Consider the following 19,181-nt stretch of genomic DNA (forward strand, 5'->3'; position numbering starts at 1 on the left):
AGCGCTGCGGCCGGTCGCTTCGCCCGCCCGCCCGGCCCATGCGGTCGTACGGACGGGGCGTGGGAGCTGGGGTGAGGAGCGGGTATGGAGGGGGTGGTCGGATAACCGGTTTGGTCACAGCGCCAGGAAGATCAGCCGGTACGCTCCCGGGCATGACGGCATCTCCGACGGGCTCCGCGGCAGTCCGCCCGACCGCGTTGTGGGGCGTCTCCTCGGCCTCGCTGGGTGTCTTCCTCGTCAGCTGGGCGCTTTGCTGGGTGAACGCGTACGTCGTGAATGACGATCTGCCGAACACCTGTGGCGACCTGCGTCGGCAGAGCTTTCCGCCGGAGGTGGCATGCGCGTCCGCGGACGGCACGCTCACGGGTGCGAACGCCGGCTGGGTCGAGGCCCTGTTCTTCGCCTCGCTCGTGGTGTTCGTGCTGCTCGCGAGCATGGGGCTGGCGCTCGTGTCCGTCCGCAGGAAGTGACGCGTACGGCCCAGATCCCGTGCCCCAGCCGTGCCCGATCGAGCGGGAAACACCGGGGAGCGACGGGCACTCACGGATGGCACGCAGCACGACGGCCCCTGACCGATCTCCCCGGTCAGGGGCCGTTCTCACTGCTCATCGCGCGGAGGCGGTGGGATTTGAACCCACGGTGACATCGCTGCCACGACGGTTTTCAAGACCGTTCCCTTCGGCCGCTCGGGCACGCCTCCCCGCGCCGGCCGTGATCGGCGGCGCGGGGACAAGGGTAACGGGTCGGCCCGCGCGTGCGTGGGTCAGTTGTCGCCGACGCGGGAGCCCAGGGTGAGTTCGACCGTGCGCTCCCTGCCGCCGCGCTCGTAGGTGATCGTGACCTTGTCGCCGGGCTTGTGGGTCCAGATCTCGCCGATCAGGGTCGGGCCGGAGTCGATCACCCGGTCGTCGAGCTTGGTGATGACGTCGCCGGGCTTGAGACCGGCCTTGGCGGCGGGGCCGCCCGGCTCGACCGGCTCGGAGCCGCCGGCGCCCTGGTCGGTGATCTGCGCGCCGCCCGAGGTGTCCTCCAGGGAGACCGAGGCGCCGATCTTGGCGTACACCGGCTTGCCGGTCTTGATCAGCTGCTGGGCGACGTACGTGGCCTGGTTGATCGGGATGGCGAAGCCCAGGCCGATCGAGCCGGACTGGCCGGTGCCGAAGCCGCCGTTGCCGGTGGACTGGATCGCGGAGTTGATGCCGATGACGTTGCCCTGGGCGTCCAGCAGCGGGCCGCCGGAGTTGCCCGGGTTGATCGAGGCGTCGGTCTGCAGGGCGCTCATGTAGGAGGCCTGGCTGCCGGTGCCGTCGCTGGAGGCCACCGGGCGGTTCTTGGCGCTGATGATGCCCGTGGTCACCGTGTCGGACAGGCCGAAGGGGGCGCCGATGGCGATCGTCGAGTCGCCGACGGCCACCTTGTCGGAGTCGCCCAGGGTGAGCGGCTTGAGGTCGGAGGGGGCGTTCTCGAGCTTGATGACCGCGACGTCGTACCCCTGCGCGTGGCCGACCACCTCGGCGTCGTACTTCTTGCCGCTGGGGAAGGTCGCGGTGAGCTTGCCGCCGTCGACGGCGCCCGCCACCACGTGGTTGTTGGTGACGATGTGGCCCTGGGTGTCGAAGACGAAGCCGGTGCCGGTGCCGCCTTCGCCGCTGTCGCTCTCGGCCTCGATGGTGACCGTGCTCGGCAGCGCCCTGGCCGCCACGGCCGCGACCGTGCCCGGGTCACGCTTGACGTCGCCGCCGCTGGTCGAGGCGGAGACCGTCGTCGAGCCGGTGTCGTCGTTGTTCCTGGCCAGGGTGTAGCCGAGGCCGCCGCCCACGCCGCCCGCGACCAGCGCGGCCGCCAGGACCGCGGCGACCAGGCCGCCGCGCCCGCGGCCGGCCTTCGGCGCCGGCGGCTGGTACGACGAGCCCCAGCCGCCCGCGCCGTATCCCGCGCCGCCGTCGCCGTAGGACGGGGTGGACGGCGGCGGGGGCGGGGGCCAGGAGGCGTGGGGCGCCGAGCCGGGGCCGGCGGGGGCCGGACCGGGAACGGAGCCGTGGCCCGGCTGGTCGGGGGTTCCCTGTGCGTGGGCGCCCGGCGCGCTCGCCGCGGCCGGCGTGCCACCGTCCGCGGCCGCGCGCTCCTGGTGCGTCTGAGCAGCGGGAGCATCCACCGGCACGGGAGGTGCGGACGGGGCGGGGGGTACCGCGGTGCCCTCGTTCTCGGTGCTCACAGCTTCTCTCCTCGGTCCACGGCTGTTGTTCTCGGTCGCACTCGGTCACGCCCGTTCACGCAGGTCGGCGTCCGGCGCGATGCGGCTGCGCATGTCCTTTTGTATGCCGTCAGCTTTTCCCACCGGCCGTCAGGGCACCGTAAGCGGTGGCTGTGGGTCCTGGGTCATTCTTTATATAGGTCATTACTAGCGATAAGGATGCAATCCCGGTGCCTCCGTCCGGACCGCCGTATCCGCCCGGTCCGTCCGACCGGACGTCTACCCGCGCGTGGTGGCACCATGACGCGGTGACCCACGCACGGCAGCAGCTGATTCAAGTCGTCGCCCACCGCGGGGCCTCCGAGGACGCCCCGGAGCACACCCTGGCCGCGTACCGGAAGGCGATCGAGGACGGTGCCGACGCCCTCGAGTGCGATGTGCGCCTGACGGCCGACGGGCACCTGGTGTGCGTCCACGACCGTCGCGTCAACCGTACGTCCAACGGCCGCGGCGCGGTCTCCGCCCTGGAGCTCGCCGACCTCGCCACCCTGGACTTCGGCTCCTGGAAGACCCGCGAGGCCCTCGGGGGGCGCGGCGAGGAGCCCGACTGGGAGCACCGCCCGGAGGACCGGGAGGCCACCTCGGTCCTCACCCTGGAGCGGCTGCTCGAACTCGTCGCCGACGCCGGACGCCGGGTGGAGCTGGCCGTCGAGACCAAGCACCCCACGCGCTGGGCGGGACAGGTCGAGGAACGGCTCCTCGTCCTGCTGAAGCGGTTCGGCCTCGACGCCCCGGCCTCCCCGGAGGAGTCGCCGGTCCGCGTCATGAGCTTCTCGGCGCGGTCGCTGCACCGCGTGCGCGCCGCCTCGCCGACGCTGCCGACGGTCCACCTGACGCAGTTCCTCTCCCCCCGGCTGCGCGACGGGCGGCTGCCCGCGGGCGTCCGGATCGCGGGCCCCTCGATCCGGATCGTGCGCAACCATCCCGCCTACGTGGAGCGCGTCAAGCAGGCCGGCCACCAGGTGCACGTGTGGACGGTGAACGAACCCCGGGACGTGGACCTCTGCGTGGACCTGGGCGTCGACGCGATCATCACCAACCGCCCGCGCGCGGTGCTCGACCAGCTCGGCCGGTGAACGCCTCCCGCGTCACTGCCGCCTCACACTTACCGCACGCCCCTTGACCCCCGCCGTCCGGCGGGCGCATCCTCACGTCTCGGCCACACCGACGAAATCCAGCCATACGCTTACAAGGAGTGCTCCGGCGCGTTCGGTGCGTATTCGATCGTTGCGAATGCCTCTCCGGACGCGGACCGGCCGGTTTCCGGTACAGGCCAATGGGGCATCCACACCGTGGCGTGGGGCGAAGGAGGTCTCGGGGGTGGCGTTGGTGGTGGCACAGGAGGTGCCCACGTCGTCGAGCATGGCCGTACCCCATGGCCCTGCGGGCGTGGGGGAGGCAAGGCACCGGATGCGTGATCAGTTGCGCAGGGGTGGCGTGGCGGAACCGGTCATCGACGACGCCGTACTGATCCTTTCCGAACTCTTGAGCAACGCGTGCAAGCACGGCCGGCCCCTGGGCGACGCCCTGGCCGGGGACGGCGACGTCCGCGCCGCATGGCGCGTGGACCCGGGCGGCCGGCTCGTCGTCGAGGTCACGGACGGCGGCGGCCCGACCCGCCCGGCGCCGGCCACGCCCTCGGTCACCGCGCACGGCGGACGCGGGCTGAACATCGTCACCGCGCTGGCCGACGACTGGGGCGTGCGGGACGACGTCCGGGGCGAGGTCACGGTGTGGGTGGTCGTCCACGACGACGTGTACGACCCGGACGCCGGACACCGCCGCGACGACTTCGCGACGCGCGTCACCGCCCCGCGGATCTCCGAGATGCCGGGCCTGGACTTCACGGACGCGTTCGAGGACATCGACTGATCCCGGACCCGCCCGGACCCGCGCGGCCCGCTCCGCCCCGGCCAGAGGGCTGATCCGCTCCCTGACCCGGCGCGGGACCGGCCCCGTTCCCGGCGGCCCCCGGGCCATCCCGCCGGCCGTCCCCGGGCGACGCGTCGTCCGCGGACGGCACGTCGTCCGCAGCGTCCCGTCACCGCCGACGCGAACGGCTAGGCTCCCGCCCGTACGAGACGAGCCGTAACCGGGAGACACCCACGATGGCCAAGAAGCGACCGCAGACGAAGGCCAAGCGCCCGCAGCTCACGGACGGAGCCCGCGCCGGAGGCGCTGACGGGGAGATTCCGGTCGTCGGCGCCCGCGAGCCCTGCCCCTGCGGCAGCGGCCGCCGCTACAAGGCCTGTCACGGCCGGGCCGCCGCACAGGCCGCGACCGAGCTGGTGCGCCGCCCGTTCGAGGGCCTGCCGGGCGAGTGCGACTGGGTGGCGCTGCGCGAACTGGTGCCGGCCGCCACGGTCGAGCTGACGCTCAAGGGCGGCCTGCCCGCGGGCGTCCCGTCGGTGACGCTGGCCACGGTCCTGCCGATGGCCTGGCCCGCCCTGCGCCGCGACGACGGCTCGGTACTGCTCGGCCTGCAGAACGACACCGCCTCGGGCGACATCAGCCGCGACCTCGCCGACACCCTCCGGCGGGCCCTGGAGGCGCAGCCCGGCACGCCGGTGCAGGGCCGCCGCGCTCCGGCCGACGGTCCGCGGCTGCAGGACCTGCTCGACCCGGAAGGCGCGTTCGAGCCAGTTGTGCACAGCGGCTTCGAGTTCTGGGTCCCGGACCCGGAGAACGCCAACGCGGAGGTGGCCGCCTCGCTGGAACGGGCCAACGCCGCGGCGATCCCGACCGTCCGGCTCCAGGGCGTGGACGCCGCGTACTGGTGCGAGACGCCGGACAAGAACCACCTGCGCTGGGTCATGCCGCATCCGGAGGAGCAGCTTCTGGACGCGCTCGCGCGCCTGCACGCGGCCGGCCGGTCGAGCCTGGGCGACGGCACCCGTCTCGTGGGTTCCTTCCGCGCTCACGGGCTCACCGTGCCGGTGTGGGACCTGCCGAGCGGGGTCGGCGCGCAGGACGTGGAGAAGCCGGCCGCCGAGTTCGCCGAGCGCCTCGCCGAGGCCCTGGCCGACCGGGCGCCGCTGACCGCCGACGAGCGCCGCGCGCGCGGCGGCCTGACCAACCGCCAGGTCACGCTCAGCTGAGGTGCCGACGACGCCCCGGTCCGGCTGACCGGCCGTTCAGCCGGGCCCCCGGACCGGGGCCCGCGAGGGGCGCGTCCCGGACAACTCCCCTTACGGGCAAGCCAGTCGGTGACCGGAAAGAATGAGATCGAATTTGCGAACCGCCGATCTCTTGTTACCGTTCCCATAGCCCGGTTGCTGGTGCATCCCCCGTCGCCAGCAACCGGGTCTTTCCGTGCGGGCCGCCGCCCGCCCACCGCAGCAGGGCGTCACATGCCCTTCCCGTCGGCGATTTGCTTCCCGGCCGCGGCAGCAGCGCCCCCGTCCGGACCGGCCCGCGAACTCCGCGAACTCCGCGAACTCCGCGAACTCCGCGACGGCGGTGTACGCCGCCAGGCCCCCCCGGCTGCGCCCCCTGGGTGTCTCGCACGTCCCGGCTCGTCCCGGGCTCGTCCCCGGTACCCACCGCGCGGCGCAGCCGCACGGTCCGGTCGTCGGGCCCATGAGGCCGAGCACGGCGTCCAGCGCCTCGCCGGTCGTGTCGCGGTGGCGGGTCCGCGCCCAGGTGTCCTCGCCCGCGCGACCACGCAGTTCTGTGCCTGGATGCCGTCGGGGGAGGAGAGGCCGGGTCCGCGGCGCACGGCGGTGGACAGGCCGAGACCCGGGGGCGGCGGGGCGGCGGGCGCCTCGCCGCGTCGCGCGGGGCGGGCCGTACGGCGTCCGGGACGGGAGCGGTCCGGTCGCGGACGGGACCCGCGGACGCCACGGCCGGCGGCAGCGCGACCGCGCACGCCACCACGACGCCGAGGGCGGACGGACTCATCGGGGATCCCGGGCCCGGCCCCGGCCCCGGCACGACGCGGCATGGCCCCGGAGGACGACGTCCCGGGGCGGGTGCCGGGCGCGGGCGCGCCCGGCACCCTCACACCTCGGGCGCGTTCACACCCGTACGGGTCAGGGCCTCGACCACGGCGTCCACCACGGCCTCCACGTCGGGCACCCACGGCGAGGCCGAACCGGGCAGCGGGGCACGCTCCCAGCGGACCTCGCCGTGCCCGGTCTCGGAGGGAGGCAGGGCCAGGTAGCCGCCCTCGCCGTGGAAGCGGAGGGAGCCGGGCACGAAGTCCTTGGCGTACAGCAGCTCGCCGAGCTGCTCCATGGAGTACGGCTTGACGAGGATCGCCCAGCGGGCGGCGGAGGCGACGACGGGGCCGAGCCGCATGCCGCGGCGGTCGAGGGCGGCGAGGGCGCGGGCGGCCGGCAGCGCGGGCAGGGAGACCGCGCAGGGCGCCTTGCCCCCGGTGGCCAGGACGATCGGGGCGCCGGGCCGGTTGCTCCACCACCAGCGCACCATGCGCGCGTCGGTGGTGGCCGCGAGGAGGCCGGGGTCGAAGGGATGCGCGCCGGGCACCGTGCAGTCCGGGTCGGGGCAGCCGCAGCGGGACCCGCCCCGCGGATCCGCCGTCACGCCCGGGAGCACGGGCCACTGCCACTCCGTCGCGAAGGTCAGGGCCGCGTCGATCAACTCAGGCCTGCCGTCCTTCCGTCGGGACAGGAGCCTGCGTCGCCTTCCGAGGATCTCGCGCATGAGCGCTCGTTCCTTTCCGTTGCACGCCTGGCAACACCGTGGGTCACATCACACCATGTGTCGATCACTTCACTGTGCGTACCTGTTGGCGCATCACACCCCTGCCGCAGACAAGGGGAACCCCCATGGGTGGAGCACTGACTGCGTCCGCAGCTGTTCCGCCCACACAACGTCCATCGGAAGCATGGGCATGGCGTGGGGTGGCGAAGTCTGGCGTTTGCCGTCGCGCGTATTTCTCTCCGCCTCCGCCACGGGAGGATGGGGCACGGTCGTCGGTGGATAGGACGCCCGGGTCAGCCGCCAGGTTCCGGGCAGTTCCCAACCGCCCCTGGCCTTCACCGAGTAGGTACCCATCACGACCGCTGTGACGCTCCGTCGAGCAAGCCCAGTCGACCGCAATAAGCCGTCCCCTCAGGCAGTTTTAAGCCAAATTCGCTTTTCTGCAAGAGGCCGAGAGGGAGTTCACTCCAGCCTCATGGACACCAGGAATCCCAGCAGGACAATGCTGGACATCTCCTTACGAGTGCGTGTACATGTGGAGACACTGCCGGCGACGCAGAATGACATGGGGGTTTGCGATGCTTTTGAGCAGTACGCACCGGTCGGAAAGCCGGACATCATGAACGCCCCGCACCCCTCGAAAGTGGCCGGAATCGATTCAACGGTTCCGGCTCCCGCACACACTGTCGCGTCCGCCCCCGCGGGTTCCTCACCGGCCGCCCCGCCGAGCCCCCTGAACGCGCCCGCCGCCGTCCTGCAGGACCGTCTCGCCGGCTGGGTGTCGGACCTCACGACGCTCCACGAACTCACCGAACGCCTGGCCCGCACCCACACGCTCACCGCGGCCCTGGAGGAACTGCTGCACGCCGGGGCCGCCCTGGTGGGCGCCCGGCGCGGCCTGGTCGTGCTGGAACCCGCCGACGGCCTCGGCCCCGACACCACCGTCGGCCTCGGCCTGGGCCGTGCCGACCTCGGCCACATCGAGACCGTGCCGCGCAGCTCCCTGCCCCACGGGCGGCTCCTGGACACGGCGGCCGGACTGCCGGACGGCGACCGGGAGATCACCCAGCCCGACCTGTTCGCCGAGGAGGGGCTCGACCCGCGCCACCGCGAGGTCGCCGCCCGCCTCGGCTTCGCCGCCAGCTACGCCCTCCCCCTGTCCACCGGCGCCGCCGGCCGCCTGGGCGCCGCCGCGTGGCTCTACGACGAACCCGCCGAACCGTCCGAGCGCCGCCGCCACCTGGCCGGCCTGTACGCCCGCTACGCCGCCGAGCACCTCGCCCGGCTCCTCGAGGTCGAGCGCACGCGCGCGTACCTGGCGACCATGTCCGAGGAACTGCTCCCCTCCCGCCTGCCGCGCGTCGCCGGCGTCCAGCTCGCGGCCCGCCGCCGCGCCGGGCCGCGCGGCGGCGGCGACTGGTACGACGCGCTGCCGCTGCCGGACGCCGCGCTCGGCCTCGCCGTCGGGTCCGTCACCGGGTCGGGGCCCAGCGCCGTCGCCGCGATGGGCCGGCTGCGGGCCTCCCTGCGGGCGTACGCGGTGATGGAGGGCGAGGACCCGGTCGCCGTGCTGTCCGACCTGGAGCTGCTGCTGCGGCTGACCGAGCCCGCCCGCTCGGCCACCGCCCTGTTCGGCTACTGCGAGCCCGCGGCCCGCAAGATCACGCTGGCCGGCGCCGGGCACAGCCCGCCGCTGCTGATCGGCGCCCGCCGCACGGAGTTCGTGGAGACCTCCGTCTCGGCCCCCCTGGGCATGCTCGCCTGCTGGGAGGCGCCGAGCGTGGAGGTCCACGCGGAGCCCGGCGAGACGGTGCTGCTGTACACCGACGGACTGCTGCACCGCACCGGCGAGGCCACCGACCGCGCCTTCGCCCGCCTGCACGCGGCGGCGGCCGGCGTCCCCAGGGCGCTGCGGGGCGACCCGGGCGCGGTCGCCGACCACGTCCTGCGGACCGTGCTGCCGGACGGGCGGGACGCGACGGACAGCGAGGAGGACGTGGTGCTGCTGGCGGCGCGCTTCGAGTGACGCGTCCCGCTCGTCCGGCCGTGGGCCCCTTTCGCCGCGTCCGTACGATGGGAGGCGGTCCAGTGCCGTATCGAGGAGGATGACCGTGGCCGAGGAGCTCCCGGAGACCCCGGAAACCGCCGAGGAAGAGCCGATCAAGCAGCGCAAGAACGGCCTGTATCCGGGCGTGTCCGACGAGCTCGCCGAGAACATGAAGAGCGGCTGGGCCGACACCGAACTGCGTGACCTGCAGCCGATCCCCCAGGCCGCCGAGACCGCCGCGCGCCGTGCCGCGCTGTCCGCGCGCTTCCCGGGCGAGCGCCTGGTGATCCCCGCGGGCAACCTCAAGGTCCGCTCCAACGACACCGACTACCCGTTCCGCGCGTCGGTCGAGTACGCCTACCTCACCGGCAACCAGACCGAGGACGGCGTCCTCGTCCTGGAGCCCCGGGGCGAGGGCCACGAGGCGACGATCTACCTGCTGCCGCGCTCCAACCGCGAGAACGGCGAGTTCTGGCTGGACGGCCAGGGCGAGCTGTGGGTCGGCCGCCGCCACTCCCTCACCGAGGCCGAGCAGTTGTACGGCATCCCCGCCTCCGACGTGCGCGAGCTGCCCGGCAGGCTGCGCGAGGCCACCGGACCGGTGCGGGTCGTGCGCGGCCACGACGCCGGCATCGAGGCCGCGCTGACCGACAAGGTCACCGCCGAGCGGGACGAGGAGCTGCGCGTCTTCCTCTCCGAGATGCGGCTGGTCAAGGACGACTTCGAGATCGGCGAGCTGCAGAAGGCCGTCGACTCCACGGTGCGCGGCTTCGAGGACGTGGTGAAGGTCCTGGACAAGGCCGAGGCGACCAGCGAGCGGTACATCGAGGGAACGTTCTTCCTGCGGGCGCGCGTGGAGGGCAACGACGTCGGCTACGGCACCATCGCCGCCGCCGGCCCGCACGCCTGCACCCTGCACTGGGTGCGCAACGACGGCCCGGTCCGCTCCGGCGACCTGCTCCTGCTCGACGCGGGCGTGGAGACGCACACGTACTACACCGCCGACGTCACGCGCACGCTGCCGGTCAACGGCCGCTTCGACGCGATCCAGAAGAAGATCTACGACGCCGTGTACGAGGCCCAGGAGGCCGGCATCGCGGCCGTGCGGCCGGGCGCCAAGTACCGGGACTTCCACGACGCGGCCCAGCGCGTGCTGGCCGAACGGCTCGTCGAGTGGGGCCTGGTCGAGGGCCCGGTCGAGCGGGTCCTGGAGCTGGGCCTGCAGCGCCGCTGGACGCTGCACGGCACCGGCCACATGCTCGGCATGGACGTCCACGACTGCGCGGCAGCGCGGACCGAGACCTACGTCGAGGGGACCCTGGAGCCCGGCATGGTGCTCACGGTCGAGCCGGGCCTGTACTTCCAGGCCGACGACCTGACCGTGCCCGAGGAGTACCGGGGCATCGGCGTGCGCATCGAGGACGACATCCTGGTCACCGAGGACGGCAACCGGAACCTGAGCGCCGCGCTGCCCCGGCGGTCGGACGAGGTCGAGGCGTGGATGGCGGCCCTCAAGGGCTGACGCACGAGGGATGGCCGGGTGCCGCACGGGGTACCCGGCCATCGGTGTGCCCGGGGGACCACGCAGGTCCCCTGGGTTTTTGACGCGCCCAGGGGGAGGGTTTCGTGACGGACTTCTGGTCCGGTGTCGGGGTGGACCTGCATCTGGAGCCGGACTCGGCGCAGGGGCGGAGAGCGCGGCTGGAGCGGTCCCTGCGGGACGCCGTGCGCGAGGGGCGGCTGGCGCCCGGGACGCGGCTGCCGGCGACCCGGCGGCTCGCGGCCGAGCTCGGCGTCTCGCGCGGCACCGCGAAGGCGGCGTACGACCAGCTGGTCGCCGAGGGGTACCTGACGGCGCGGCAGGGCTCGGGCACCCGGGTCGCCGCGCTGCCGTCCGTCCCCGCCGAGCAGCCGGACGCCCCGGCACACGCGCGTGCGCCGCGTTTCGACCTGCGGCCCGGCAGCCCCGACGTGGGGGCGTTCCCCGCGGCGGCCTGGCTGCGGGCGCTGCGCCGGGCGATCGCGACGGCGCCCTCCCTGGCGTACGACTACGGCGATCCGCGCGGCCGGATCGAGCTGCGCACGGCGCTGTCCGGCTACCTGGGGCGGGCGCGCGGGGTGATCGCGCCGCCGGAGCGGATCGTGATCACCTCCGGGTACGTACAGGGGCTGGCCCTCCTCACGCGCGTGCTGGACGGCGGCGAGATCGCCATGGAGGATCCCGGGCTGCCGTTCCACCGGGAGGTGGTGCGGCACAACGGCGGGACCGTGGTGCCCGTGCGGGTCGACGAGCGGGGCGCGCGCGCCGGGGACCTGGGCGACGCCCGGGCCGTCGTCGTCACGCCCGCCCACCAGTACCCGACGGGCGTGACCCTGCACCCCGAGCGGCGGCGGGCGCTCACCGACTGGGCACGCGCGCGGGGCGGGCTGATCGTCGAGGACGACTACGACGGGGAGTTCCGCTACGACCGGCAGCCCGTCGGCGCGCTCCAGGGCATGGCGCCGGGGCAGGTCGTCTACCTGGGCACCGCCTCCAAGACCCTGGGACCCGCGCTGCGCCTGGGCTGGATGGTGCTGCCGCCCCACCTCGTCGACGAGGTCGCCGACGCCAAGCTGCACAGCGACCACCACACCGAGTCCATCGGCCAGCTCGCGCTCGCCGAGCTGATCGACAGCCACGCGTACGACCGGCACGTGCGCGCCTGCCGGCTGCGTTACCGGCGGCGCAGGGACCAGCTCCTGGACCGGCTCGGGACGCGGCGCCGCATCCGCGGGATCGCGGCCGGGCTGCACGCGCTGGTGCCGGTCGGCGACGAGGCTCAGGCACTGGCCCGGGCAGAGGCGGAGGGGCTCGCGGTGGGGAGCCTGGGCGAGCACTGGCACACGCCGGGCGAGGGGCGGCCGCAGGGGCTGGTCGTGGGGTACGGGACGCCCCGGGAGCGGGTGTACCCGCAGGCGCTGGAGGCGCTGGGGAAGGTGCTGGAGAAGGGCTGAGGGGCGGTTCGCGGGCGCTTCGGCTCCCGCGGGCCGCGCGGTCCCCGGAAGCCGGCCGCGCCGTCGCGCGGGAGGTGCCCCTGCGGTGTCCCGCCGGGGGCGTGCACACGGCCCGGGTGCCCGCCGTGGCGGCCCGCGCGGCGCTACACCGCCATCAGCGGCGCGCCCTTCCGCCACTTGAGGATCTTGTCGAAGCTCACCACCGCACCGCCCCGCCCCGGTTCGTTGCCGATGTGGACGTGGTCGGCGAGCTCCCGGATGAGGCACAGGCCGCGGCCGTGCTCCGCGTCGGACGGGACGGAGCGGGCCTGGAGGCGGGGGCGGCCCGCGCCGGGGAAGCCGGGGCCCGCGTCGGTGACCTCGATGCGGCACTTCTCGCCGTCGAGGTAGGCGGTCACCCGGTACGCCTGCGAGCGGTCGTCCCGCGCGTCGTCCCCACCGTGTTCCACGGCGTTCGCGCAGGCCTCGCTCAGGGCGACGGAGAGGTCGTAGGAGACGTCGGGATCGACGCCCGCGGTCTCCATCGTGCCGAGCAGCAGGCGCCGGGCGAGCGGCACGCTCGCAGCTTCGCGCCGCAGATGGACGGACCACCAGATGCTCATGTTCCAGCCTCCTGGCCGCGGCTCGACGTACCGTTACGTATTGCCCTGAGTGTCCGTCCGTAAGCGCGAAGTCGGCGTGATGCCGCCCGTACGGCGGATGCGTCCCGGGCGCGACCGGTGTATGTGGGGGGCGCGCGGACAGAGGATGACCTTCCGGTCATACGGCAGGGTGCGGACCTGGCGCACGGAGCCGGCCGCGCCAGTGGGATGATGAGCCCGCCATGTCTGCCCCCCAGCCGCGCACGGCGCGGCCCGGACACGAGCTCCGGATCCTGCGGGCCGCGGTGTTCGCCGCGGTCTGCGTCGTGCTGGCCGGGGCCGGTCACGCGCTGGCCTCCTGCGCCGCGGTCCCGCTGTGGACACTGGGCGCGGGCTTCCTCGGGATGGTCGTGGTGGCGGCGCCGCTCGCCGGGCGCGAACGCGCGCTGCCGGGAATCGTGGCCCTGCTGACGGCCGGCCAGGCCGTGCTGCACACGCTGTTCGGGCTGGGCCAGCACGCGGCGACGGGCTCCACGGCCGCCGTGTCCGACGCCGCGCTGGTCCGGCAGGCCGCGCGGCTGACGTGCGGGACGGCGGCGGCGATCAGTCCCGCCCGGGCCCGGGAGATCCTCACGCAGGCGCGCCTCCACCCGGCCACGGGCCCCGGCGCGCACCATCCGGCGGACGCCCTGCCGACCGCCGCGGACTCCCCCGCACCGCTGCTGCCGTCCCTGCCGATGCTGCTCGGCCACCTCCTCGCGGCACTGGTCGCCGGATGGCTGCTGCGCCGGGGCGACCTGGCCCTGCTGCGGCTCGCGGAGCTGTCGGCCCAGTCGGCGCACGGTGTCGCCGAGGGGGCACTCGTACGGTCCCTGCGTGCGGCGCTCGCGCTGGTGCGCGCCCTGCGCGCCGGGCTTCCGGGAGCCCCGGAGGGGTTCCCGCGTCCGCCGCGCACCGCTCCGCCCGCGCCACCGAAGCCCTCCGCCACCGCGCTCCAGCACACGGTGATCCGGCGCGGCCCGCCGGCCGCCGCCGCACTCGCCCTGGCCGCCTGACGCGACGCCACCACCACTCCGCCACACCGGGGCAGGGACGTCGTCGCGCGGCCCGCGCGGGTGCGCCCGGCGCCGCGTGCGCCCGCCGTCCGGGAGCCGTACGGCCGCCCGGCCGGGGCCTCCACGCGCGCATCCGTTCCCCCTCGTCGACACCACACTCGAAGCGGAGTGCTCCTGCCATGAAGGCTTCCCGTATCGCCGCCGTCGCCGCCGTCGCCGGTACCGCCACCCTCGCCCTGTCCGCCCCCGCGTTCGCGCACGTCACCGTGGAGCCCGAGGGCGCCGCCGCGAAGGGCGACTACGCGGTCGTCGGCTTCAAGGTCCCCAACGAGCGCGACAACGCCTCGACCACCAAGCTCGAGGTCGCCTTCCCCACCGACCACCCGATCGCCTCCGTCATGCCGGCGCCGGTCGAGGGCTGGGACATCGAGGTCACCAAGTCGAAGCTGCCCGAGCCGCTCGAACTGCACGGCAAGAAGATCGGCGAGGCGGTCACCAAGGTCACCTGGACCGCCGACGGCAAGGGCATCGAGCCCGGCTTCTTCCAGAAGTTCCCGGTCTCCCTCGGCGCGCTGCCCGAGGACACCGACGAGCTCGTGTTCAAGGCCCTGCAGACGTACTCCAACAAGGAGGTCGTCCGCTGGATCGAGGTGCCGCAGGAGGGCCAGGAGGAGCCCGACAACCCGGCGCCGGTGCTGGCGCTGTCCGAGGCCTCCGAGGACGGGCACGCGCACGGCACGTCGGACGACGCCGCCTCCGACGACGCCGAGGCGGCCGGGAACGCCTCCGCCGGCACCTCCGCCGAGGCCGAGTCCGAGGCCGAGTCCGACGGCACCGACACCACCGCCCGCGTCCTGGGCGTCGTGGGCATCGTCGTCGGCGCGGCCGGCGTGGCCTACGGCGTGCTCGCGGGCCGTAGGCGCACCACCGTCTGAGACCGCCGCAGTCATCAGCGGCGCGCGCCGGGGGCCCGTCCACGGGCCGCCCGCCCACGGGCCGGGAGCACCCCGGCGCGCGCCGGATCTCTCACATCCGGGACATTTCTCTATGCGCACCAAGACTTTCGCCGCGGCCGCCCTGCTGGCCGCCGCCTCCCTCACCCTGACCGCCTGCGGCAGCGGCGACGACGCCGGCAAGCCCGTCGCCGTCGTCTCGGAGGAGGCGTCCTCCGACAAGGCCGCCACCGTCCTCGACAAGCCGTTCGAGAAGCCGGACCTCGTCCTCACCGACACGCGGGGCGAGAAGTACGACTTCCGCAAGGAGACGGCGGGCAGGCCCACGCTGATCTACTTCGGCTACACGCACTGCCCCGACGTCTGCCCGACGACGATGAACAACATCGCCGTGGCCAAGAAGGAGCTGCCCAAGGCCCAGCAGGACAAGCTGCGCGTGGTGTTCGTCACCACCGACCCGGACCGCGACACCCCGGCCGAGCTCGGCAAGTGGCTCAAGGGCATCGACCCCTCGTTCGTCGGCCTGACCGGCGACTTCGCGACCGTCCAGGCGGGTGCCCGCACCCTCGGCATCTCCATCGACCCGCCGAGGAAGGACAAGAACGGCAAGGTCGTCTCCGAGCACGGCACCCAGGTCGTCGCGTTCTCGCCGAAGACCGACGGCGGTTACGTGCTCTACGGCGAGGACGCCCAGGTCGAGGACTACTCCGCGGACCTGCCCAGGATCGTCGAGGGGAAGAACCCGTGAGGCGTCCCGGCTCCGCGGTCGTCGTCCTGGCCGGGGCGCTGGCCCTGGCCGGCTGCGGCGGCCCGGACTCCGGCTCCGGTCCGGACGACGGGAAGGCGGTCCTCTCCGTCGGCTCCGCCTACATGCCGCAGCCGGTCTCCGACGAGGTCGCGGCCGGCTTCCTCACCCTCACCAACAAGGGCGGCGCGGCCGACGAGCTGACCTCGGTCAGCAGCGACGTCGCGGGGCAGGTCACCGTGCACGAGACCGTCGGCGGAGCGATGCAGGAGGTCGAGCGGCTCACGATCCCCGCCCACGGCCGGCTGGTGCTGGAGAGCGGCGGCAACCACCTGATGTTCGAGAAGCTGAAACGCAAGCCGAGACAGGGCCAGACGGTCTCCGTGGAACTGCGCTTCGCCCACTCCGCCCCCGTCACGGTCGAGATACCGGTGAAGCCGGCGACGTACACCCCGCACTCAGGACACTGAGGAAGGACCACTGTGACGCAGACCATCGCCCCCCGCGTCCGGATGCTGGTGCTGCTGCTCCTGGCCGTCACGGGCGCGCTGCTCGCGGGGGCCGCACCGGCCTCCGCGCACGCCGCGCTGACCGGCAGCGACCCCGCGCAGGGGGCGGTGGTCGACAGGGCCCCGGCCCACGTCTCGCTCACCTTCTCCGAACAGGTCGCGCTGTCCGACGGCGCCCTGCGCGTGCTCGACCCCAAGGGCAGGCGCGTCGACACCGGCGAACCGTCCAGCCCGGGCGGCACGACGTACACCGTGCGGCTCCACGGCGGTCTGCCCGACGGCACGTACACCGTGACCTACCAGGTGGTGTCGGCGGACAGCCACCCCGTGGCCGGCGCCTTCACCTTCTCCGTCGGCGCCCCCTCCGAGACCTCCGTCGCGATCGCCGGCCAGGGCGCCGACGACGGGGTCGTCGGCTGGCTGTACGGCTTCGGGCGCTACCTGTCGTACGCCGGCTTCGTCGTACTGGTCGGCGGGGCCGCCTTCGTGCTCGCCTGCTGGCCGCGCGGCTCCGGCGTACGCGCGGTGCAGCGGCTCGTCGTCTCCGGGTGGGTGGCGCTCACCGCCGCCACGCTGGGACTGCTGCTCCTGCGCGGCTCCTACACCGGATCCGGGAAGGTCGGCGACGTCTTCGACCTGACCCTGCTCGGACAGGTGCTCCAGACCAAGACCGGCGCGGCGCTGGTGTCCCGGCTGCTGCTGCTCGCAGCGGCGGCGCTGTTCGTCGCCGTGCTGTTCGGCGCGTACGCCCGCCCGTCCGCCCCCGTGGACGACGACACCCGCTCGCCCGCCCCCGTGGACGACGACACCCGCTCGCCCGCCCCCGTGGACGACGACGCGCGCCGGCCGTCCGGGGTGGGCGAGGACGAGGAGCGGCGGGACCTGACCTTCGGGCTGGCCATCGGCGGGACGGTCGTCTCGGCCGGGCTCGCGGCGAGCTGGGCGATGTCCGAGCACGCCTCCACCGGGCTCCAGACGAGCCTCGCCATGCCGGTCGACGTCGTCCACCTGCTGGCCGTCGCCGCCTGGCTCGGCGGGCTGTGCGCCCTGCTGGTGGCCTTGTACCGGGCGCCCGCCGACACCCCCGTCGAGGCCGCCGCCGTGCGCCGTTTCTCACGGGTCGCCTTCGCCGGTGTGCTCGCGCTGGTCGCCACCGGGGCCTACCAGTCCTGGCGGCAGCTCGGCTCCTGGTCGGCGTTCACCGACACCCGGTACGGGCAGCTGCTGCTGGCCAAACTCGCGCTGGTGGCGGTGCTGGTCGGGACCGCCTGGTTCTCGCGGCGCTGGACCGGGCGGCTGGCGGATGCGGTGCCGGCGGGGGCCGCGCGGGAGGAGGAGCGTGCCGGTGCCCGCACCGCACCGTCCGGTGAGTCCCGGCCGGCCGACGGCGGCCGGGGCGGGGACGGACCGGGCGACGCGGGCCGGGACGGAGACCGGCCCGCCGACCCCGAGCGGGCCGCGCAGCTCGCCCGGCAGCGGGCCGCTCGGGAGGCGGCCCGGCAGAAGCGGGCCCGGGACGCCGATCCGAACCGCTTCGGGCTGCGCCGCTCGGTGCTCGCGGAGGCGGGGGTCGCCGTCGTCCTGCTCGCCGTCACCACCGTGCTGACGCAGACCGAGCCGGGGCGTACCGAGCAGGACGCCCGGGCGGCCGCCTCGTCGTCGTCCTCGTCGTCCTCGTCGTCCTCGTCGTCGACCGGGGCGTCGGGAGCGCTGACCGTGAACATGCCGTTCGACACCGGCGGCGAGGACGGCAAGGGCGTCGTGACCGTCGACCTGGACCCCGCGCGCGTGGGCGGCAACCGGATGCACGTCTACGTGGAGCGGTCCGACGGCCGTGCCTTCGACGTCCCCGAGGTGAAGGTCGCCTTCACCCTCGCCGCCGAGGACATCGGGCCGCTGCCGGTCGTCCCCGACCACATCAGTACCGGACACTGGTCGGCGAGCGGAGTGCAGATCCCCATGGCGGGCGACTGGAAGGTCGACGTGACCGTGCGGACCTCCGACATCGACCAGGTGACCGTCTCCAAGAACGCGCAGATCGGCTGAACGCACCATGCCTGACCAGTCCATCCCGCAGACCCGTACGCCCGACGGGACCCCGGCGGCCCCGGCTTCCGGCGGCGCCTCCTGCGGCCGGGGCATGTCACGGCGCCGGCTCCTCGGCACCGCCGGCGCGACCGGACTCGTGCTCGGGGCGGCGGGCGGCGCCGCGGGGTACGCGGCCCGGCCCGCCGAGGCCACGCCGCTCACCTCGCTGGGCGAGGGCGAGGTGATGTTTCACGGGAAACATCAGCCCGGCATCCTCCAGGGCCTCCAGGCCCGGGGCCACCTCGTCGCCTTCGACCTGGCCCCGGGCGCGGGCCGCAAGGAGGCGGCGGCCCTCATGCGCCGCTGGTCCGAGACCGCCCGCCGGCTGATGGCGGGCGAACCGGCCCCGCACGGCGACACCGACGTGGCCAGGGACGCCGGGCCGTCGTCCCTCACCGTCACCTTCGGCTTCGGCCGCAGCTTCTTCGCCCGGACCGGCCTGGACCGGCACCGCCCCGCGGCCCTGGATCCGCTGCCCGCCTTCTCCTCCGACCACCTCGACAAGGCGCGCAGCGACGGCGACCTGTGGGTGCAGATAGGCGCCCACGACGCCCTCGTCGCCTTCCACGCCCTGCGCGCCCTCCAGAAGGACGCCGGCTCGGCCGCCCGCGTCCGCTGGCAGATGAACGGCTTCAACCGCTCACCGGGCGCCACGGCCCACCCCATGACGGCCCGCAACCTGATGGGCCAGATCGACGGCACGCGCAACCCCAGGCCGGCCGAGCCCGACTTCCACGAGCGCGTCTTCGTGCCGGAGAACGGCGAGCCGGCGTGGATGGCCAACGGCTCCTACGTCGTCGTACGCCGGATCCGCATGCTGCTCGACGACTGGGAGAAGCTGTCGGTCAAGCAGCAGGAGGCCGTCATCGGACGCCGCAAATCGGACGGGGCGCCGCTGTCCGGGGGCACCGAGACGACCGAGATGGACCTGGAGAGGACCGACGCCGAGGGGAACCTGGTCGTGCCGCTCAACGCGCACGCGCGCATCACGCGCCCCGACCAGAACGGCGGCGCGGCGATGCTGCGGCGCCCGTTCTCCTACTACGACGGCATCGACGCGGACGGGGTGCCCGACGCGGGGCTGCTGTTCATCTGCTGGCAGGCCGACCCGTTGCGCGGTTTCGTGCCGGTGCAGCGCAAGCTGGACCGCGGGGACGCGCTGTCGCCGTTCATCCGGCACGAGGCGAGCGGTCTGTTCGCGGTGCCGGGCGGAGCGGCGGAGGGGGAGTACGTGGGGCAGAAGTTGCTGGAGGGGTGAGAATCACTCGTGAGTGGGCCGGTGGGGGATGC

The 19,181-nt window shown here is 74.2% G+C and carries 16 protein-coding genes and 1 tRNA gene; 13 read left to right on the forward strand and 4 right to left on the reverse strand.

Annotation, left to right across the window (positions count from 1 at the left end; genetic code table 11):
* Positions 1–152 precede the first annotated feature (152 nt).
* Complete coding sequence (locus AB0L29_RS30765; protein WP_365831760.1) at positions 153–470, forward strand: hypothetical protein; 318 nt, start codon at positions 153–155, stop codon at positions 468–470.
* A gap of 143 nt (positions 471–613) precedes the next feature.
* Here AB0L29_RS30765 and AB0L29_RS30770 read toward each other — a convergent pair.
* Together AB0L29_RS30770 and AB0L29_RS30775 are read right to left on the reverse strand one after the other, a co-directional pair.
* Positions 614–700 (reverse strand) — tRNA-Ser (locus tag AB0L29_RS30770).
* Between the two features lie 63 nt (positions 701–763).
* Positions 764–2,215 carry a trypsin-like peptidase domain-containing protein gene (locus tag AB0L29_RS30775; protein ID WP_365831762.1) on the reverse strand — a complete coding sequence of 484 codons (1,452 nt, stop codon included), beginning with the start codon at positions 2,213–2,215 and terminating at the stop codon, positions 764–766.
* Between the two features lie 287 nt (positions 2,216–2,502).
* Here AB0L29_RS30775 and AB0L29_RS30780 point away from each other — a divergent pair, with 287 nt between their 5' ends.
* From AB0L29_RS30780 to AB0L29_RS30790, 3 genes are all read left to right on the forward strand, one after another.
* Positions 2,503–3,330: a glycerophosphodiester phosphodiesterase gene (locus AB0L29_RS30780; protein ID WP_365831764.1), complete on the forward strand. Its 828-nt coding sequence runs from the start codon at positions 2,503–2,505 to the stop codon at positions 3,328–3,330.
* A 157-nt stretch (positions 3,331–3,487) separates the two neighbouring features.
* A complete protein-coding gene (locus AB0L29_RS30785) occupies positions 3,488–4,126 on the forward strand; it encodes an ATP-binding protein (RefSeq protein ID WP_365831766.1) in 639 nt (212 codons plus the stop codon).
* Positions 4,127–4,362: 236 nt separating this feature from the next.
* Entirely contained in the window at positions 4,363–5,352 is a 990-nt protein-coding gene (locus AB0L29_RS30790) for a DUF5926 family protein (protein ID WP_365831768.1), read from the forward strand.
* Positions 5,353–6,253: 901 nt separating this feature from the next.
* Here the strand turns inward: AB0L29_RS30790 and AB0L29_RS30795 are convergent.
* Positions 6,254–6,919, reverse strand: coding sequence for a bifunctional DNA primase/polymerase (locus tag AB0L29_RS30795; RefSeq protein ID WP_365831770.1), 666 nt, complete (start codon positions 6,917–6,919; stop codon positions 6,254–6,256).
* Positions 6,920–7,421: 502 nt separating this feature from the next.
* Here AB0L29_RS30795 and AB0L29_RS30800 point away from each other — a divergent pair.
* The 3 genes from AB0L29_RS30800 to AB0L29_RS30810 all read left to right on the forward strand — a co-directional run bounded on the left by AB0L29_RS30800 (position 7,422) and on the right by AB0L29_RS30810 (position 11,960).
* Positions 7,422–8,945, forward strand: coding sequence for a PP2C family protein-serine/threonine phosphatase (locus AB0L29_RS30800; RefSeq protein WP_365831825.1), 1,524 nt, complete (start codon positions 7,422–7,424; stop codon positions 8,943–8,945).
* A gap of 79 nt (positions 8,946–9,024) precedes the next feature.
* Entirely contained in the window at positions 9,025–10,488 is a 1,464-nt protein-coding gene (locus tag AB0L29_RS30805) for an aminopeptidase P family protein (RefSeq protein WP_365831772.1), read from the forward strand.
* A 104-nt stretch (positions 10,489–10,592) separates the two neighbouring features.
* Positions 10,593–11,960, forward strand: coding sequence for a PLP-dependent aminotransferase family protein (locus AB0L29_RS30810; RefSeq protein ID WP_365831774.1), 1,368 nt, complete (start codon positions 10,593–10,595; stop codon positions 11,958–11,960).
* Positions 11,961–12,103: 143 nt separating this feature from the next.
* On the opposite strand, the gene AB0L29_RS30815 is transcribed toward AB0L29_RS30810, so the two are convergent.
* Positions 12,104–12,562, reverse strand: a complete 459-nt coding sequence (locus AB0L29_RS30815) for an ATP-binding protein (protein WP_365831776.1) — start codon at positions 12,560–12,562, stop codon at positions 12,104–12,106.
* Between the two features lie 221 nt (positions 12,563–12,783).
* Here AB0L29_RS30815 and AB0L29_RS30820 point away from each other — a divergent pair, with 221 nt between their 5' ends.
* From AB0L29_RS30820 to efeB, 6 genes are all read left to right on the forward strand, one after another.
* Positions 12,784–13,596 (forward strand): hypothetical protein, encoded by an 813-nt coding sequence (locus AB0L29_RS30820; protein ID WP_365831778.1) that lies wholly within the window; start codon positions 12,784–12,786, stop codon positions 13,594–13,596.
* A 179-nt stretch (positions 13,597–13,775) separates the two neighbouring features.
* Entirely contained in the window at positions 13,776–14,531 is a 756-nt protein-coding gene (locus AB0L29_RS30825; RefSeq protein ID WP_365831780.1) for a YcnI family protein, read from the forward strand.
* 112 nt (positions 14,532–14,643) lie between these two features.
* Entirely contained in the window at positions 14,644–15,297 is a 654-nt protein-coding gene (locus tag AB0L29_RS30830; RefSeq protein WP_365831782.1) for an SCO family protein, read from the forward strand.
* On the forward strand, positions 15,294–15,764 hold the full coding sequence (locus tag AB0L29_RS30835; RefSeq protein WP_365831784.1) for a copper chaperone PCu(A)C: 471 nt from the start codon (positions 15,294–15,296) through the stop codon (positions 15,762–15,764). Before AB0L29_RS30830 ends, AB0L29_RS30835 begins: the two co-directional genes overlap by 4 nt.
* 12 nt (positions 15,765–15,776) lie before the next feature.
* A complete protein-coding gene (locus tag AB0L29_RS30840) occupies positions 15,777–17,849 on the forward strand; it encodes a copper resistance protein CopC (protein ID WP_365831786.1) in 2,073 nt (690 codons plus the stop codon).
* 7 nt (positions 17,850–17,856) lie between these two features.
* Positions 17,857–19,149 carry an iron uptake transporter deferrochelatase/peroxidase subunit gene (gene efeB / locus AB0L29_RS30845; protein ID WP_365831788.1) on the forward strand — a complete coding sequence of 431 codons (1,293 nt, stop codon included), beginning with the start codon at positions 17,857–17,859 and terminating at the stop codon, positions 19,147–19,149.
* Positions 19,150–19,181: the final 32 nt, after the last annotated feature.

Origin of the sequence: Streptomyces sp. NPDC052701, assembly GCF_040678355.1 — a bacterium.
Classification (GTDB): Bacteria; Actinomycetota; Actinomycetes; order Streptomycetales; family Streptomycetaceae; genus Streptomyces.

What these genes read in the sequence shown, in the direction of transcription:
- AB0L29_RS30765 (WP_365831760.1), top strand. Translation starts at nt 153, where the DNA reads ATGACGGCATCTCCGACGGGCTCCGCGGCAGTCCGCCCGACCGCGTTG.
- AB0L29_RS30785 (WP_365831766.1), top strand. Translation starts at nt 3,488, where the DNA reads ATGCCTCTCCGGACGCGGACCGGCCGGTTTCCGGTACAGGCCAATGGG.
- AB0L29_RS30790 (WP_365831768.1), top strand. Translation starts at nt 4,363, where the DNA reads ATGGCCAAGAAGCGACCGCAGACGAAGGCCAAGCGCCCGCAGCTCACG.
- AB0L29_RS30795 (WP_365831770.1), bottom strand. Translation starts at nt 6,919, where the DNA reads ATGCGCGAGATCCTCGGAAGGCGACGCAGGCTCCTGTCCCGACGGAAG.
- AB0L29_RS30800 (WP_365831825.1), top strand. Translation starts at nt 7,422, where the DNA reads ATGCTGGACATCTCCTTACGAGTGCGTGTACATGTGGAGACACTGCCG.
- AB0L29_RS30805 (WP_365831772.1), top strand. Translation starts at nt 9,025, where the DNA reads ATGACCGTGGCCGAGGAGCTCCCGGAGACCCCGGAAACCGCCGAGGAA.
- AB0L29_RS30815 (WP_365831776.1), bottom strand. Translation starts at nt 12,562, where the DNA reads ATGAGCATCTGGTGGTCCGTCCATCTGCGGCGCGAAGCTGCGAGCGTG.
- AB0L29_RS30820 (WP_365831778.1), top strand. Translation starts at nt 12,784, where the DNA reads ATGTCTGCCCCCCAGCCGCGCACGGCGCGGCCCGGACACGAGCTCCGG.
- AB0L29_RS30825 (WP_365831780.1), top strand. Translation starts at nt 13,776, where the DNA reads ATGAAGGCTTCCCGTATCGCCGCCGTCGCCGCCGTCGCCGGTACCGCC.
- AB0L29_RS30830 (WP_365831782.1), top strand. Translation starts at nt 14,644, where the DNA reads ATGCGCACCAAGACTTTCGCCGCGGCCGCCCTGCTGGCCGCCGCCTCC.
- efeB (WP_365831788.1), top strand. Translation starts at nt 17,857, where the DNA reads ATGCCTGACCAGTCCATCCCGCAGACCCGTACGCCCGACGGGACCCCG.